Raw genomic sequence first — 13,956 nt, forward strand, 5'->3', positions numbered from 1 at the left:
CAATTAATCTAACCTTTTATAATTTTCAGAAAAGGTTCGGTTACCGTTTTCATCTACTGTTATTTGTCTAAAGTAATTTTTACCAAGTTCTAACTTAAACTTAAATACACGCATTGTATCAATAATTTTCATCATAGAAGCAGAACCATACTCTAATGTTTCAACAAGGGTAGAATCTGTAGCTTCGTAAGAACCATATCCAAACCACTCTACAGAATCTTTCGGTACATAACGAGTCCACATTACCTTACCATTATTAAACATTTTAATTTGTCTGTAACCATAAGTTGGTTTTATAGTGTCAGAAACTTCGTTGTTGGTATATAGGTAGTGGCCAACCAATTCCCAAGTACCATCTAAAGATACTTGTTGAGTGTCTTTTTGTGTTTTAATAGGAAATACGATGAGAAATAATAAAACAAAAGCAGGGAGAAAAGTTTTCATAATGTATTGATTTTGCGTGTTGTTATCATTAAAGTTACAAAAAAAATTAACACTTTTTAACAGTTCATAAATACGCAGAGTAATTAAAATAAGGTCTGTTTATGCAGTCATAATAACTTTTGATAAATTGGCGGTAAGCTTTTGGCTAAAAAAACTACATTTGTTGTGTAGTAAATACAATTTAAAGATTAACAATACTATGTCAGAAAAAATAGAACATGTAAAATGCCTTATAATAGGATCTGGTCCGGCAGGTTATACTGCAGCAATATATGCATCTAGAGCTAATATGAACCCGGTTTTATATCAAGGGTCTCAACCTGGAGGGCAATTAACTACTACAAACGAAGTAGAGAATTTTCCCGGATATCCGGATGGTATTACCGGCCCTCAAATGATGGAAGAATTTAGAAAGCAAGCCGAGCGTTTTGGTACAGATGTTAGAGATGGTTGGGTTACAAAAGTAGACTTTACCGGTCCGATTCATAAAGTATGGATAAACGATACAAAAGAAATTCATTGCGATACCGTAATTATTGCAACAGGAGCTTCTGCTAAATATTTAGGAATACCATCTGAGCAAAAATATTTAAAGCTAGGAGGTGGAGTTTCTGCTTGTGCCGTTTGTGATGGTTTCTTTTACAGAGGTCAAGAAGTAGTTATTGTTGGTGGAGGTGATTCTGCTTGCGAAGAGGCTCATTACCTTTCTAAATTATGTAAAAAAGTAACTATGTTGGTAAGGAGAGACCAATTTAGAGCCTCTAAAATAATGGAAGAGCGTGTACGCAATACACCAAACATAGAAATCTTATTAAATACAGAAACGGTAGAAGTTTTAGGAGACGGACAAGTAGTTACCGGAGTTCGTGCTAAAAACAATGTAACCGGAGAGGAGTTTGATATTCCTGCTACTGGTTTCTTTGTAGCAATTGGTCATAAACCAAACACAGATATTTTTAAAGATTACTTAGAGTTAGACGAAACCGGTTACATTAAAAATATTCCCGGTACTACTAAAACAAATGTAGAAGGCGTATTTGTTTCTGGTGATGCTGCCGACCATGTTTACCGTCAGGCTGTAACAGCAGCCGGCACAGGTTGTATGGCAGCTTTAGATGCAGAACGTTATTTAGCATCTATAGAAAACGTAGCAAAAGTATAAGCATACAAAATCCCGCTTTTAAGCCACCTTTTTAGGTGGTTTTTTTAATTTTTAACGTTTCTTAAATAAATTTTTTGGTATTAATTGCGTTAACTTTAACCCAACCTTAAAAGAGGCTAGTTCTACAATGAAAAAAGGCTTATTATTAGTAGCATTATTTGTGATTAACACTTTGTCGGCTCAAATTTTAAAACCGGTAAACTGGGAAACTTCTGTAGAAAAAATTTCTGATTCAGAATATGTTTTAATCACCAATGCCTACATTGATGCCGGATGGCATTTATATGCACAAGATGTGCCGGAAAATGGGCCAATACCTACTTCTTTTATATATGAAGAAACCAAAGATTACTCGTTAGTAGGAAAAACAGAAGAAAAAGACGGGAAAATTATAGATGATCCTGTTTTTGGAATGAAAATTAAGTTTTTTAAGGATAAGGCTACTTTTAAACAAAAAATCAAATTAAATAACACAAAGCTTTCTACCATAAAGGCAGAAGTAGAGTATATGGTTTGTGATGATGAACGATGCCTTCCACCCGATGTAGAACAATTAACTTTTATACTTAATAAAGAAGCCGCTTTACAAAACAAAGAGACAACAGTTACACTTACAGAAAATGATATTAAAAAGAGTGAAGCATTAAACTTAAATATTACAGGATGGAGTGAGTATGAAAAAGAAACAGTAAGTAAAAAAAGTAACTTTTCTATTTTTATATTGGGCTTTGTAGGTGGTTTAATAGCCTTACTTACTCCGTGTGTTTTCCCGATGATTCCTTTAACGGTTTCCTTTTTCACAAAAGGAAACGATACTAAGAAAAAAAGAGGTGCCTCTAGGGCAATTTTATACGGGTTCTTTATTTTTTTAATCTATGTACTATTAAGCATTCCTTTTCATTTAATAGATTCTTTAGATCCTGAAATCTTAAATAATATTTCTACTAATGTAGTTTTAAATATTATTTTCTTTTTGGTGTTTTTGTTTTTTGCATTCTCCTTTTTTGGTTATTACGAGCTTACATTACCGGCTTCCTGGAGCACAGCATTAGACAATAAAGCATCTAAAGTAGGAGGGGTAGTTGGCGTGTTTTTAATGGCACTAACCTTAGCGATAGTATCTTTTTCATGTACCGGACCAATTTTAGGAGGTTTATTAGGAAGTACAACATTAGCCACAGGAAACATTGCTACAAAATTAAGTATGGGAATGGCAGGTTTTGGTTTGGCTCTTGCCTTACCTTTTTCTGTATTTGCAATGTTCCCAAATTGGTTAAACTCACTGCCAAAATCGGGAGGGTGGTTAAATACTGTAAAAGTAGTTTTAGGGTTTATAGAATTAGCATTAGCATTTAAATTCTTATCTAATGCAGATTTAGTAGAACACTGGGGAATATTAAAACGTGAAATTTTTATAGCCATTTGGGTAATAATCACGTTACTAACAGCTATATATCTTTTTGGAAAAATCAAATTCCCGCACGATAGTCCTATTCAAAAATTAAGTAAGGGGCGTATTGGTTTTACTCTACTTTTTGTTGCAATTACTGTGTACTTAATACCCGGTTTAACTAATACTAAATATGCAAACCTAAAACTTTTAAGTGGTATAGCTCCACCAATGTTTTATAGTATTTACAATAAACCATCAGACTGTCCTTTAGGGCTAACTTGTTATAAAGATTTAGACGAAGGGCTTGCAGCAGCCAAAAAACTTAATAAACCTATTATTTTAGATTTTACGGGGTGGGCCTGTGTAAATTGTAGAAAGATGGAAGAACATGTGTGGAGCACAAGTACAGTATATAAAAAGTTAAGTAACGACTTTGTTTTAATATCATTATATGTAGATGATAGGAAAGAGCTTCCGGAAAACGAGCAGTTTAAATATTTAAAACCCGGAGGAAAAGTAAAAACCATCAAAACCATTGGTGATAAGTGGTCTACCTTACAAACCATAAATTTTAACAATAATTCGCAACCGTATTATGTGTTGCTAGACCATAACATGAAGCTACTAAATCATCCAATAGCATATACACCGGATGCCAATGAATATGCTACTTGGCTTACTAATGGATTACGCAACTTTAAAAAATTAAGTCTTAATAAAAAAACCGATTAATTAATTGGGCTAACATTTTGCAATCGTTTGGATTGTGATGAGCACTTATCACAATGCGTTGTACTGTTTTTTCTGTATCATTGGGGTAGTTAAAATTGGTAATTACAACCTTGTTTTTTTCCAGATAAGTAGTTAGCTCTTCATTGTTAAATGAAAAAGCAGGATAGTTTTTCATGTATGTAAATAAATCAGCTTTGTTAAGTTCCTTTAAAAAAACGGAAATATTTTCTTGTAGTTTTTCTTGTTGAAGTTTGTAAAGTGATTGTGCATAAACAAAAGTTTGCATTGCAGCAGGAGTAGCAGGACTTGAGGCAGCAAACATTTTACTTTCTTTTAGCTTGTTAATGATACTTTCTGCTCCGGCAACAACACCGGCTTGTATACCAAATCCTTTGCCTAAGGAGCCACAGATTATTATTTCTTTGGGATTAAAAGCTTGTAAAGTATTATGAATTTCACCGCTTTCAACTACTCCTATTCCATGCGAATCGTCTGCAACAAGGATAACATTTTCTAGCGAAACATCTTTTAACCACCTATAATCCGGATAGTTTTTTCCGGAAAAATCTATAGTGTCTAAAAATAAGACTACTTGTTTTTGTTGTCCTAATGCAGTATTAATATCGGCAATAACGTTGGTATAGGTTAAATGGTTTTTAGTATTATAACCATGAAACGCCACATGTGTATTGGGAGCAAATACACAATGATATTTTTTAGCAGTAAAATAATTGTAGATTAATTGACAACTTAAAAACCCGGACGAAAGCGTAAAACAAGATTTGGTAGTAATAAAATCTGCTAATAATTTCTCTGCTTCTTCATAAACTGAAAACCGTACATTTGCTATTCTAGATGCACCATAATTTGTGCCATATTTACAAATGCTTTTTTTAAAGAGCTCCTGAAAGGTTTTGTTAGTTTGTAATCCCAAATAAGCTGTTCCGCCAAAATAAAAATACTCTTGGCCTTTGTAACTAAAAGTTCTTCCCGGGAAAGCATCAATTATATACATAACTACAATAAAGTTACACCGCTTCCCGGAATCTCAGGAAATTTTAACTCGCCATTTTCTTTAATTTTTATGCCATCTGCAATGTCGTGTTTTAACAGCATAGCACCATCCATATCTACATAATCCAGCGTAGGAGCAATTTGTGCAATTGCTGATATACCAACGGTAGATTCTGTCATGCAACCCACCATTACTTGTAAGCCTAATTGTTTTGCCTCGGTAATCATTCTTCTTGCCGGCGTTAGCCCTCCGCATTTAACAAGTTTAATGTTTATACCATGAAAATGGTTGGCGCATTTTGCAACATCATCTTCTACAATACAACTCTCGTCTGCAATTACAGGTAGGGCACTTTTTTTATACACCTCTTTCATTCCATCCCAATTATCTGCTTTAAGAGGCTGTTCTATAAATTCTACTCCAAGATTTTTTAGTTTTTTAGAGTTTTCTATGGTTTCATCTACACTCCAAGCACAATTAGCATCTACTCTAAATGTAGCACTAGTAATTTCTCTGAGCGCTTTAACAATTTCTACATCATGATCGGTACCTAATTTTATTTTATAAAGGGGCCAGGGTTTCTCGGAAATTTTGGCCTTCATTTTTTCTATTGTATCTATACCGATTGTGTAGTTTGTAATAGGATAATTTTTAGGGTTGTATCCCCAAATTTTATAAAGAGGCTTACCGATTATTTTTCCGTATAAATCATTTGCTGCTAAATCTAAAGCACAAGTAGCAAAAGAGGTAAGCTTTAAAGTACTTAAAAAAGCATGAAAATTTTCCGGAGTAGTAAAATCAAACGACTCTATATCTAATTTTACCCGCTCAATTTCGTTGCGCATTGAATTTAAAGAGACGTTGTAATAAGGGTTTGCGGTAGCTTCACCATAACCTGTTTGGTTTTTGTGATGTAGTGCAACTATTAAACTGTCTTGCACATCATGAGATTCTCTTGAAATTGTAAACGTATGAGCCAGTTGCAATTTGTACTCGTGTAGTTGTATTTTCATGTACTTTTTTATTTAATCAACTAAGGTAAACAAAAGGTTGAAGTAAAAAAATAGGGCACTTAAATTTAAGTGCCCTTGGTTGGTTAGTTTAGTTTAAAATTAATTTTTTCTGACGCTTCCTGATGATGATTTATTTGTGTTTACAACCGGATTTCCGGTATATTTTATGTCGGCACCACTACTGGCATCTGCCGTAAGTTTATCGGTAACATTAACCGAAATATCTGCTCCGCTACTGGCGTCTGCGTTACATTCTTTAACCTCTAAATTTCTGGCTTTAATATCACTTCCGCTACTGGCGTCTGCTTCTAAAAAATTTGCTTTACCAGATAGTTTTATATCGGCACCACTTGAGGTTTCTGCTACTACATAGTTGGCTTCTATTTTAGCCTCTATATCAGAACCGCTGGTAGCCTCTAAGGTAATTTTGTCTGATGTAACTACACCGTTAGTGTATAAATCTGCACCACTTGAGCTTTTTAAAGCAGTGATGTTTGGAAGACTTACATAGATGTTTTTTGTAGCTCTTCCTATATTTTTTTCTGTATGAATTACTAGAACATCGTTTTTAACTTCGGTTACTATTAAATCTATTACATTTTCATCGGCTTCAACTCTAATAGAGGTTTTATCGTCTTGTGTTACAAAAACGTCTAATCCTTCTGTGGCCTTAACTGCTGTAAAGTCTTGACCAACATTTCTGTTCTCAGAAACTACATTTCCGTTTCCTTTTTTGCCCTCAAAACTCATATCAAACATGCACGAGGCAAATAATAATGAGCTTAAAAGAGCTACTACTAATTTTGTTACTGTATTCATAGCTGTACAATTTTGTATAAGGTGTTATTAAATAATTTTAATTAATTGGTTTTTACACGGATACCATCGCTGTTAATTTGCATTTTAAATTCATCTCCGTCTTCGTCTTTAACATCTATGTCTATACCGTCTTCGTCTATTTTAATTTTACCTGACTCTAAGTCTACATCATTATCATCAAAACAATTTAAGCATTTAAGCTCGCCGTCCTTGCCCATTTTCCAGGTATATTTTACAATGCCACTTCGGTAAAAACCCTTATCGTTAGCAATTCTTCTGCCAACATGACCATATGTAGAGTCATCAAACTTAACTACAGTTCCTTCCGGAATGTAAATAGTAGCCATGACTTCTAGGTCTCTATATTTGTTCTTTATAGGTGTGGTTAAAAACTCATCTAATAATAATGTGTTACCGCTTAGTGTATAGTTATATGCAATTTGTTCTGCTCTGTTTTTGGCTTCTTTAGGCGATCTGCCGTTAGCATCTTTCCTTATTTTCACAGAAATTAAAGAATCATTTGCTAAAGCAATGCTAAAACGTACGTCTCTAGAATAAATAGTTTCTTGGTCATTGTCATCTACAAAAATATTTACCCCAAAATCTGAATGATACCTATAGTTTTCTAATTCTTTTTCGTTCATTTTAATTAGTAGTGTATCTGTACTAAATGTTACAAGTTGTTCTGTTTTACTAATGCTTCCGGTATAGGCATGTTCTGCTGCCTGACGTGCTGCTAGTACAATTATACCTGTAACAGATAATAACCAGACTGCTATTAGTGTGTATTTAGCAACTTTGCCGATAGATTTTAGATTGCTAACCAATATTTTCAGTCCTAATAAGAACAAGAAAAAGAAAGGGATACCAATGGCAAAGAATAATAAAATAGACATTACCCATAATGGTGCGCCAGAGGTGTTAACCATATCTACAAAATCTATTCCCGGAAAATGTACAGCATCTACAATGCCAACAGTAAATAGTCCTACAAATAAGCCAATTAGGGTAGAGGCACCTATTATAAGTAATATTATACCTATAAATTTTGCGAATACTTTAAATATGAATAGAATGATATCTCCTAAAGTGTCAAAAAAAGTTTTTGAGCTGGATTTAACTTTGTTGCCAACCTTATCGTAATCTACGTTTTTTACTTTTTCGGCAACTTCATCAATACCTTCTTTTACTTTTTTTTCGATATTACTAATATTAACAGGCTCTCCGGTCATGTCTAACTTTTGAGCCGTTGTAACAGCCTCCGGAGCTAAAATCCAGAAAAGAATGTAGGCTACAATACCAAATCCGCTAAAAATACCAAATAGCAAGAATAGCAACCTTACCCATACAGCGTCTATACCCAGATAATGACCCAATCCGGCACAAACACCACCAATGTATTTGTTGTCTATATCTCTGTAAAGTTTTTTACCGGTTTTTTTGTGTGATTTTTGTTTGGGAGCATCTCCAAAAATTTCTTCATCTACCAAATAATCTTCCGGTTGCCCCATTATGGTAATAACTTCGTCTACTTCTTTAATAGAAATTACTTGTCGTTCGTGCTGCATGCGTTCAGTGAAAAGCTCAGCAATTCTCGCTTCTATATCGGCTATAATTTCGTCTCTTCCTTGCGAATTTGTAAACGAGCGTTTTATAGCGTCTAAATAGCGTTGAAGTTTATTATAAGCCTCTTCGTCTATATGAAAAAACGTGTTGGCTAAATTTATGTTTATAGTTTTATTCATGGTTAGTTATTTTTTCTTTGTAACTAAATTAACTGCATTTTGTAGATCGCTCCAGGTTTTATGAAGCTCTTTTAAGAATATTTTACCCGTTTCTGTTAGGGTGTAATATTTCCGTGGCGGTCCAGAGGTTGATTCTTCCCAACGGTAGTTAAGCAACCCCGCATTTTTTAATCGAGTAAGTAATGGGTAAATAGTACCCTCTACTACTAGCATCTTGGCGTCTTTTAGCGTATCGAGTATTTCTGATGCATACTTGTCTTCTCCATCAAGAATAGACAATATGCAGTACTCGAGTACTCCTTTACGCATTTGTGCTTTTGTGTTTTCTATATTCATGGGTTCATAGTGCTTTAAATGTTAATTAAACTGTTCGTTTTTTGATTGATTTTATTTTGATTGATGATGATTTTTTAGTGGTTAACAAAAACCACAAAAGCTTAAAAATGTTAGTACTACAAACAAAATAGTTTTGGCTAGGCTAATCATGATTACTTTATAAATTTTAATGTTACAGGATATTTATAGTAATCACCTTCGTTGGTTTTTAAAGCTCCTTGTATGGTGCAATAAATGTCTAAAGCAAATAAACAAAGTCCTAATAAACCAGAGATTCCTAAGAATATCCATCCTTTAGAGAATTTAAAAAAATCGTTAACGGTAATGTGTACACTATGTGTATTGTGTTCTATAATATCGTACCACCCAATAAAATCCCAGGCAGAAACAAAAAAGAAAGGAACGGTAATGATACCTATAACTATACTATACAGCAATAAACTTATTTGAAAGTTTAAAACTTGTTTACCGTTATAATCTACAAAGTCCGATTGATTTTTGTTAGATACCCATAATATTAAGGGTACTATAAAGTTGCCAAAAGGAACAAAGTATTTAGAGAACGTTGCAATGTGAATGATTGCGCTTAAATTTTTTTCGTGTTTTGTGATTGATGAATCCATTGCATATTATTTTCTTATGCAAATATATATCTAAAAAAAGGTATTATGCAATACAAAGTACTAAATATTAACAAATATTTAACATTTATAACTAATCAAACTAACCAAAAAAAATGGCTAACTTGGTCAGGAAAATTATAATAACTATGCAGATAACACCCAGAAAACTCAACCTATTTACGCTCTTTAAGTTACCTTTAGTTTGGTTTAGTGGTATAAGAGTGGTTTATATAGATAACCAGAGGTGCTTGGCTACTGTTTCGCACCGATGGATAAACCAAAATCCATTTAAATCTATGTTTTGGGCAGTACAAGGAATGGCTGCAGAGCTTACAACCGGAGCATTAGTTATGAAAGAAATTAAAGAAAGTGGCAAAAACATCTCTATGCTTGTGGCTAATAATAAAGCTAATTTTTCTAAAAAAGCCACCGGAAAAATCACCTTTACTTGCACAGATGGAGCTAAAATTAAAGAGGCTATTACTGCAACAGTTGCAACAGGAGAGGGGCAAACTTTTTGGATGGAATCTGTTGGTATAGATGAGGCAGGAGATATAGTTTCTACATTTAATTTTGAGTGGACTGTAAAATTAAAAGCCTAAACACCGTTTATAAAAAGGGTGGTGTATAGCTATACATCACCCTTTTGATACTACATTTTTTTAAATACTTCTTCAGAATAGATTTCAGAACTGTTACCAGACTTACAATCGTCTTCACTTCTTAAAACTACGGTGTTGTTATTATCTTTAAACTCAACTATATAAATTTCGAAATCATCCGGATCAAAATTATCATATCTTATATATAGTTTGTTGTCTTTAGATAACTCCCAAGTCCCTGCATATGTTTTTATTTCACCGTCATTGTTTTCGGTTGTTGTAAACGTGCCATTTTTTGAATATTCAAAAATAAATTCACTGCTGGCAAAGCTTTCAGAATATAACTCGTTAGTGTTACAATAATAATTGTGGTCTGATATAAAAAGCCATTTAGCAATCAATACTTTTTCTTGAGAGGTAAGACCATCTGAACTATTAGAACAACTGCTAAACATAAAACAGTAAGCTAAAGTTACACAGTATAGTAATACAAGGCTATGTTTTTTCATTATGTGTTGGATATTAATAAGTTGTTTGTTTAAAGAACGATATAAATAGTATTTTTATTACAAACTCTTTAAAACTTTATTTTGTAACAAAACCAAAAAAAGTTCTACCAATAAACACAAACTTTAAAAATAAAAAATATGAATGCACACGAAATAGATTACCATATTTACGGAGAAGAAATGCAATTTGTAGAAATAGAGCTCGATCCGCAAGAGGCAGTTGTAGCCGAAGCAGGGAGTTTTATGATGATGGATAATGGTATTAAAATGGATACCATTTTTGGAGATGGCTCTAACCAAGATAAAGGCGTTTTGGGTAAAATATTTTCGGCAGGAAAACGAATTCTTACCGGAGAAAGTTTATTTATGACAGCTTTTTTAAACGTAGATGCCGGAAAACGTAAAGTTAGTTTTGCATCGCCTTACCCGGGTAAAATTGTTGCTATAGATTTAACTCAGTACGGAGGTAAATTTATTTGCCAGAAAGATGCCTTTTTATGTGCGGCAAAGGGAGTACGTGTAGGGATAGAGTTTTCTAAACGTTTAGGAAGAGGTCTTTTTGGAGGAGAAGGATTTATTATGCAAAAACTAGAAGGAGACGGTATGGCATTTGTACATGCAGGAGGTACTATGGCTAAAAAAGAACTGGCTGCAGGAGAAGTTTTAAAAGTAGATACCGGTTGTATAGTTGGTTTTACAAAAGATGTAGATTATGATATTGAGTTTGTAGGCGGAATCAAAAACACCGTTTTTGGAGGAGAAGGCTTGTTTTTTGCAACCTTAAGAGGTCCGGGTACAGTTTATGTACAATCGTTACCATTTAGCCGACTGGCAGACAGAGTGTGGGCTGCAGCACCAAAAGGTGGCGGTAAAGACAAAGGAGAAGGAAGTATATTGGGTGGTCTGGGAGATTTATTAGATGGCGATAACCGTTTTTAAAAACGGTTGTGAATTTCTAGTAATAAATTGGCAATATCTTGCCTAATATTGCTGGAAGGTACTCTAAAATGATTAGCCATATAGCTAAATATTAGTGTTTTGCCAGATTTAGTTATTATGTAACCACTTAAACAATAATTATTACTCATAGAACCCGATTTGGCAAACACATAAGGAGTGCTTGCTCCGTACCAATTTTTTAAGGTACCGGAAACACCTCCCACAGGAAATAAATTAAATAATTTTTCTTGTGGGATGTTTTTATTTAATTCATTTAAAACATAAACCATGCTGTTGGGTGTAAAAAGGTTATACCTAGATAACCCGGAACCATCTACCCATCTCGGTTTTTCGGGTAATGCTTTTAAATTGTTTTTTAGCACATGATTTATTGACTTTTTTACACTTAAAGAATCAAATAACAACCCCGAAACCATTACATGTATTTGTTCTGCAAGAAAATTGTCACTCTCTACCATCATTATTTTTAACAAAGAATCTGTAGGCACACTATATAATGTGTTTTTATTGTTAAAGGCTAAATTGTCTGTAAGTCTTACGGTTTTAGATGTTAGTTTTTCTAATATTTTTTTAGTGATGGTGTCAGATACTATAAAAGGTGTAAATAATGTGTCTTTTTCTGTAGGTTCAATGTAAAATTTATTTTGATTTAAATCTCGTGGATAAGGATTTTGTGCTACAACAACACTATCTTTAAAAAGTATCGGACTAACATTTAAACTATCTTCTTTAAAAAATAAACTTACCAAATTGCCGTGTATAGGGAATGCACTTCGTTGGGGCATATAGTAATATGCATAATCATCCCAAGACCATCCCGGAGCATAAGCATCATCATAAAAAGCATTGTTTTGTATAACAACGGTTTTGTAAGGATGGTTTTTTAAAAATAGAATAGTGTTATCATTATAAAGATTAGGATATAGCAAGGTAGGATCTCCGGTGGGCTGCACAAAAATTGTGTCGTTTTGAGTATTATAATGTAAAGCAGGAATAGTGTCTGGCAAATACATTAAGCCTGTATATAATGTAAATATTTTGGTGTTAGAAGCAGGTAAAAAGTATTTGTTGGCATTGTATGAGTAAATTGTTTTTTGGGTAGTAGGATCAAACAACTTAAAACCAACAAAATGTTTTTGTTTAGTTACTTCTTTAAAAGTTTTTGTTAACAATGCTCGCTTACCTGTTACGCAACTTAAAACCAAGAAAGCTAACACCAGTAATCCTGCAAATTTTCTCATAATAACAAGTATTCTTGTAAAGTACGTTTAAAAAAATCAAATAAAAAAATTAACATTAAACGAGGTGTTTTAGTGAAAAATTAACCTTTTTAGGGTGAGAAAATTTTCAAAAAAATTCTTATTTTTAGGAACCTAATTCAACAAAAACTAAACATAAATCATGGCTAGAGCTATGTTTGAGTACACTAAAACAGTGCTCCAAAAAGTAAGCTTTGACCCCGCCTTGTTTTGCAAGGAGCTTGAAAAAGCTGCACAAAGATTATTACCTTACGAGCTAGATGAACTTAGAATTTGGGTAAACCAATATGTTAGAGAAAAACCAGAATTAACGCAGTGTTTGGTTTACTTAAAAGATACCAAAAAAAGCCTCCAGTATTAAGGAGGCTTTTTTATGTTTTGTTTATAGGACTTATTATTTGAACATTGCTAAATGCAATGGCTCCTCTTATTATACCCGAAATTACATCTTTTAACGCTTCTATAATGTGCAGTTTTAACTCACTTTTATGGTAAATTAAACTAACTTCTCTGGCTGGGGTAGGTTCTGTAAAATAATGCAAATACTGTTTTTCAGACTCTTTAAGCTCTAACGTGTGTAAATAAGGAAGAAGCGTCATTCCCAACCCTTCGTTGGCTAACTTTATCATGGTTTCAAAACTACCGCTTTCTAACTGAAAATGTTCATTGTTAAGTGCTTTATCAGATTTACACAGATTAATTACACCATCTCTAAAGCAATGTCCGTCTTCTAACAAGAGAATATCATCTATAGCTAAATCTGAAGTGCTTATTTTTTTGTGTTCGTGCAATCTGTGGTTTTCTGGAATATAAGCTACAAAAGGTTCATAATATAACGGACGCTCTTTAATTTGTTCGTGTTCTAAGGGTGTAGCAGCAATGGCAGCATCTAAATGTCCGTCTACAATATTGTTTATTATAGACTCTGTGTGTAGTTCTTTAATTTTTAAGTTTACCTCCGGATATTTTTTAATAAACGTCTTTAAAAACATTGGCAGTAGGGTAGGCATAATGGTTGGTATAATTCCCAACGAAAATTCGCCACCAATAAATCCTTTTTCTTGGTCTACAATATCTTTAATTCTGGTACTTTCATCAACTATATTTTTAGCTTGCGCTACAATTTTTTTTCCTACTTCTGTAAGTTGAATAGGTTTTTTACTTCTATCAAAAATAAGTACGCCCAGTTCGTCTTCTAATTTTTGAATTTGCATACTTAAAGTAGGCTGGGTAACAAAGGTTTTTTCGGCAGCAAGCGTAAAGTTTTTATACTCGGCAACAGCAAGTACGTATTGAAGCTGTGTGATTGTCATTTTCTTATAGTTTTAGATGATAAAAATATAA

Annotated in this window: 15 protein-coding genes; 5 read left to right on the forward strand and 10 right to left on the reverse strand. The window is 33.4% G+C overall.

The genetic code is table 11. From position 1 onward, the window contains the following. Positions 1-3: 3 nt before the first annotated feature. The gene (locus ACZ5CF_RS06785) at positions 4-444 is read right to left on the reverse strand and encodes a hypothetical protein (protein WP_464578430.1); all 441 of its coding nucleotides are present in this window, start codon (positions 442-444) and stop codon (positions 4-6) included. A gap of 199 nt (positions 445-643) precedes the next feature. On the opposite strand from ACZ5CF_RS06785, the gene trxB reads away from it, so the two are divergent. Next, a complete protein-coding gene (gene trxB, locus ACZ5CF_RS06790; RefSeq protein ID WP_464578431.1) occupies positions 644-1,606 on the forward strand; it encodes a thioredoxin-disulfide reductase in 963 nt (320 codons plus the stop codon). Positions 1,607-1,733: 127 nt separating this feature from the next. Next, complete coding sequence (locus tag ACZ5CF_RS06795) at positions 1,734-3,731, forward strand: protein-disulfide reductase DsbD family protein (RefSeq protein ID WP_464578432.1); 1,998 nt, start codon at positions 1,734-1,736, stop codon at positions 3,729-3,731. Here ACZ5CF_RS06795 and ACZ5CF_RS06800 read toward each other — a convergent pair. From ACZ5CF_RS06800 to ACZ5CF_RS06825, 6 genes are all read right to left on the reverse strand, one after another. Then, on the reverse strand, positions 3,712-4,746 hold the full coding sequence (locus tag ACZ5CF_RS06800) for an aminotransferase class I/II-fold pyridoxal phosphate-dependent enzyme (RefSeq protein WP_464578433.1): 1,035 nt from the start codon (positions 4,744-4,746) through the stop codon (positions 3,712-3,714). The genes ACZ5CF_RS06795 and ACZ5CF_RS06800 overlap by 20 nt on opposite strands. 2 nt (positions 4,747-4,748) lie before the next feature. Next, positions 4,749-5,759, reverse strand: a complete 1,011-nt coding sequence (locus tag ACZ5CF_RS06805; RefSeq protein WP_464578435.1) for a dipeptide epimerase — start codon at positions 5,757-5,759, stop codon at positions 4,749-4,751. Positions 5,760-5,858: 99 nt separating this feature from the next. Continuing rightward, the gene (locus tag ACZ5CF_RS06810; protein ID WP_464578436.1) at positions 5,859-6,578 is read right to left on the reverse strand and encodes a head GIN domain-containing protein; all 720 of its coding nucleotides are present in this window, start codon (positions 6,576-6,578) and stop codon (positions 5,859-5,861) included. A 41-nt stretch (positions 6,579-6,619) separates the two neighbouring features. Further along, positions 6,620-8,323 carry a PspC domain-containing protein gene (locus tag ACZ5CF_RS06815; protein WP_464578437.1) on the reverse strand — a complete coding sequence of 568 codons (1,704 nt, stop codon included), beginning with the start codon at positions 8,321-8,323 and terminating at the stop codon, positions 6,620-6,622. A gap of 6 nt (positions 8,324-8,329) precedes the next feature. Beyond that, positions 8,330-8,659: a PadR family transcriptional regulator gene (locus tag ACZ5CF_RS06820; RefSeq protein WP_464578438.1), complete on the reverse strand. Its 330-nt coding sequence runs from the start codon at positions 8,657-8,659 to the stop codon at positions 8,330-8,332. A 152-nt stretch (positions 8,660-8,811) separates the two neighbouring features. Then, complete coding sequence (locus ACZ5CF_RS06825) at positions 8,812-9,282, reverse strand: DUF4870 domain-containing protein (protein WP_464578440.1); 471 nt, start codon at positions 9,280-9,282, stop codon at positions 8,812-8,814. A gap of 146 nt (positions 9,283-9,428) precedes the next feature. On the opposite strand from ACZ5CF_RS06825, the gene ACZ5CF_RS06830 reads away from it, so the two are divergent. Further along, positions 9,429-9,884, forward strand: coding sequence for a DUF4442 domain-containing protein (locus tag ACZ5CF_RS06830; protein WP_464578441.1), 456 nt, complete (start codon positions 9,429-9,431; stop codon positions 9,882-9,884). Between the two features lie 50 nt (positions 9,885-9,934). Here ACZ5CF_RS06830 and ACZ5CF_RS06835 read toward each other — a convergent pair whose 3' ends face one another. Further along, positions 9,935-10,339 carry a hypothetical protein gene (locus ACZ5CF_RS06835; protein WP_464578442.1) on the reverse strand — a complete coding sequence of 135 codons (405 nt, stop codon included), beginning with the start codon at positions 10,337-10,339 and terminating at the stop codon, positions 9,935-9,937. Between the two features lie 192 nt (positions 10,340-10,531). On the opposite strand from ACZ5CF_RS06835, the gene ACZ5CF_RS06840 reads away from it, so the two are divergent. After that, the gene (locus tag ACZ5CF_RS06840) at positions 10,532-11,332 is read left to right on the forward strand and encodes a TIGR00266 family protein (RefSeq protein WP_464578443.1); all 801 of its coding nucleotides are present in this window, start codon (positions 10,532-10,534) and stop codon (positions 11,330-11,332) included. On the opposite strand, the gene ACZ5CF_RS06845 is transcribed toward ACZ5CF_RS06840, so the two are convergent. Beyond that, positions 11,329-12,594 (reverse strand): D-alanyl-D-alanine carboxypeptidase/D-alanyl-D-alanine-endopeptidase, encoded by a 1,266-nt coding sequence (locus tag ACZ5CF_RS06845; protein ID WP_464578445.1) that lies wholly within the window; start codon positions 12,592-12,594, stop codon positions 11,329-11,331. The genes ACZ5CF_RS06840 and ACZ5CF_RS06845 overlap by 4 nt on opposite strands. Before the next feature lie 160 nt (positions 12,595-12,754). Between ACZ5CF_RS06845 and ACZ5CF_RS06850 the strand changes: the two genes are divergently transcribed. Further along, the gene (locus ACZ5CF_RS06850) at positions 12,755-12,973 is read left to right on the forward strand and encodes a hypothetical protein (protein ID WP_464578446.1); all 219 of its coding nucleotides are present in this window, start codon (positions 12,755-12,757) and stop codon (positions 12,971-12,973) included. 10 nt (positions 12,974-12,983) lie between these two features. Here the strand turns inward: ACZ5CF_RS06850 and ACZ5CF_RS06855 are convergent, their stop codons facing one another. Continuing rightward, positions 12,984-13,925, reverse strand: coding sequence for a LysR substrate-binding domain-containing protein (locus ACZ5CF_RS06855; RefSeq protein WP_464578448.1), 942 nt, complete (start codon positions 13,923-13,925; stop codon positions 12,984-12,986). Between the last annotated feature and the right edge of the window lie 31 nt (positions 13,926-13,956).

The sequence above is a fragment of the Lutaonella thermophila genome, assembly GCF_055387725.1.